Here is a 2548-nt window from a genome sequence, read left to right as displayed (position 1 = left end):
GGAAATCTCCTCGAGCGGCGGCACCGTCTGCGCACAGGCCTCGATGGCATGCGGGCAGCGCGTGCGGAACACGCAGCCCGAGGGCGGCGAGATCGGGCTGGGAATGTCGCCCTTCAAGGCGATGCGCTCGGTGGCCATCTCGGGATCGGGCTTCGGGCTCGCGGCCAGCAGCGCCTGGGTGTAGGGGTGCGAGGGGTTCGCGAACAGCTCCTCGGTGGTGGCCACTTCCATCACCTTGCCCAGGTACAGCACCACCACGCGGTCGCACAAATACTCGACCACATCGAGGTCGTGCGAGATGAAGAGCATGGTCAGCCCCAGCCGCTCGCGCAGGTCCGCCAGCAGATTGATGACCTGCGACTGGATCGACACATCGAGCGCCGAGAGCGGCTCGTCGGCCACGATGAACTCGGGCTCCACGGCCAGCGCGCGGGCCACGCCGATGCGCTGGCGCTGGCCGCCCGAGAACTCGTGCGGAAAGCGGCTGGCGTGCTCGGGGCGCAGGCCCACGGTCTCCAGCAGCTCGGCGATGCGCTTGTCGCGCGCGGCTGCGCCCTTGTGCAGGCCGTGCGTGGACAGCGCCTCGCCCAGGATGGCGCTGATGCGCATCTTCGGGTTCAGGCTGGCGTACGGGTCCTGGAAGATGATCTGCAGCTTGCTGCGCAGCTTGCGCATGCGCTCGCCGGAGAGGCCGCCGATGTCGTCGCCGCGGTACAGCACCTGGCCCTCGGTGCGCTCGACCAGGCGCAGCACGGTGCGCCCGATGGTGCTCTTGCCCGAGCCCGATTCGCCGACCAGGCCCAGCGTCTCGCCGGGATGGATCGCGAAAGACACGTCGTCGACTGCGCGCACGGGGCGCTCGCTGCTGCCGAAGTATTTTTTAAGGCCGCGGACTTCGATGAGGGGAGAGAAAGAAGAAACAGCGGTCATGCGACCCTCGCGAGTTGGGCATCGGGCTGCACGCGCACGCAGCGCGCCTGGCGGTCTTGCCGGATGTCGATCAGCGGCGGCATCGCGTCCTTGCAGCTCGCCAGCGCCTGGTCGCAGCGCGGCTCGAAGGCGCAGCCCGGCGGCGGCGCCAATGGACTCGACACCTGCCCGCGGATCGCGAACAGCCGCTTGGGCTTGGGCTGGCCGGGCTGGCGCGCCTTGCCCGGCAGGCAGGCCAGCAGGCCCTGCGTGTACGGGTGCTCGGGCTGCGCGAAGAGCGGGCGCACCGGCGCGCGCTCGACCACACGGCCCGAGTACATGACGACCACGTCGTCGGCATGGTGCGCCACCACGCCCAGGTTGTGCGTGATGAACAGGATGCTCATGCCCGTCTCGGCCTGCAGCCGGCGCATCAGCTCCAGGATCTGCGCCTGGATGGTCACGTCCAGCGCCGTGGTGGGCTCGTCGGCAATCAGGAGCGTCGGGTCGCAGGCCATGGCCAGCGCAATCATCACCCGCTGGCGCATGCCGCCCGAGAGCTGGTGCGGGTACTCGTGGATGCGTTGGGCGGCGGCCGGAATCTCCACCAGCTCCAGCATGCGCAGCGCATGGGCCAAGGCCGCCTTGCGGTCCAGCCCCTTGTGCAGGCGTACGCTCTCGGCAATCTGCTCGCCGATGGTGAACACCGGGTTCAGGCTGGTCATCGGCTCCTGGAAGATCATCGACAGCTGGTTGCCGCGCAGCGAGCGCATCTCGCGTTCGCCGATCTGCAGCAGGTCGAGCGTCTTGCCTTCACGGGTAACGAAGGAAGCCGATCCGCTGACCCGTGCGTTGGCGGTCTTGGGCAAGAGGCGCATCAGCGTGAGGCTGGTGACCGACTTGCCCGAGCCCGATTCGCCGACCAGCGCGGTGGTCTTGCCGGGTTGAATGGCAAAGCTCACGTCGGCCACTGAACGGATCAATCCGTCTTCGGTGGGGAAGCTCGTGCTCAGGTTGGTGACCGTGAGGCGTGGGGTGGTGTTCGTCATCACGAGGTCTTCTTGAGCTTCGGATCGAGCAGGTCGCGCACGCCATCACCCAGCAACTGCAGCGACAGCGCCGTGAAGATGATCGCCAGGCCCGGGAACAGCACGACCCAGAAGGCCTGGTGCGCGTACTGCTGGCTGCCGGCGACCATGGTGCCCCAGGTGGGGATCTCGGGCGGCACGCCGACACCCAGGAACGACAGGCCGGCCTCGGCCAGGATCGCGTAGGCGAAGATGAACGACACCTGCACGAGGATCGGCGACATCAGGTTCGGCAGGATGTGACGCCACAGGATGCGCGAGGTGCGCACGCCCAAAGCGCGCACGGCCTCGACGAACAGCAGTTCGCGCACCACCAGCGTCGAGGCCCGCACCACGCGTGCGACACGCGGCGTGTACACCAGCACCAGCGCGAGCACGGTGTTCATCAAAGAAGGCCCGAGGATGGCCACCAGCGCGATGGCCAAGAGGATGTCGGGGAAGGACATCATGGCGTCGACCACGCGCATCAGCGGTGCGTCGAGGCGGCGGAAGAAGCCTGCCATCAAACCCAGCACGGTGCCGGCGATCACCGCGCCCAAGGCCGTGAGCGC

Annotated in this window: 3 protein-coding genes; all 3 read right to left on the bottom strand. The window is 68.1% G+C overall.

What is annotated here, in order from left to right; translation table 11 throughout:
- A partial coding sequence (locus AC1RL8_RS31220) for an ABC transporter ATP-binding protein (protein ID WP_492687436.1) occupies window positions 1-930 on the bottom strand: 930 nt, incomplete at its 3' end.
- Window positions 927-1958: an ABC transporter ATP-binding protein gene (locus tag AC1RL8_RS31215; protein WP_492687437.1), complete on the bottom strand. Its 1032-nt coding sequence runs from the start codon at window positions 1956-1958 to the stop codon at window positions 927-929. The genes AC1RL8_RS31215 and AC1RL8_RS31220, both read right to left, overlap by 4 nt.
- Window positions 1958-2548, bottom strand: a 591-nt coding sequence (locus tag AC1RL8_RS31210; protein WP_492687438.1) for an ABC transporter permease, incomplete at its 5' end; no start/stop codon positions are given. The genes AC1RL8_RS31215 and AC1RL8_RS31210, both read right to left, overlap by 1 nt.

It is taken from the genome of Variovorax sp. GW822-FHT04E09, assembly GCF_058800845.1.
Note: the sequence above shows the minus strand (reverse complement) of the source record. Positions and strands in the feature narration are given on the sequence as shown.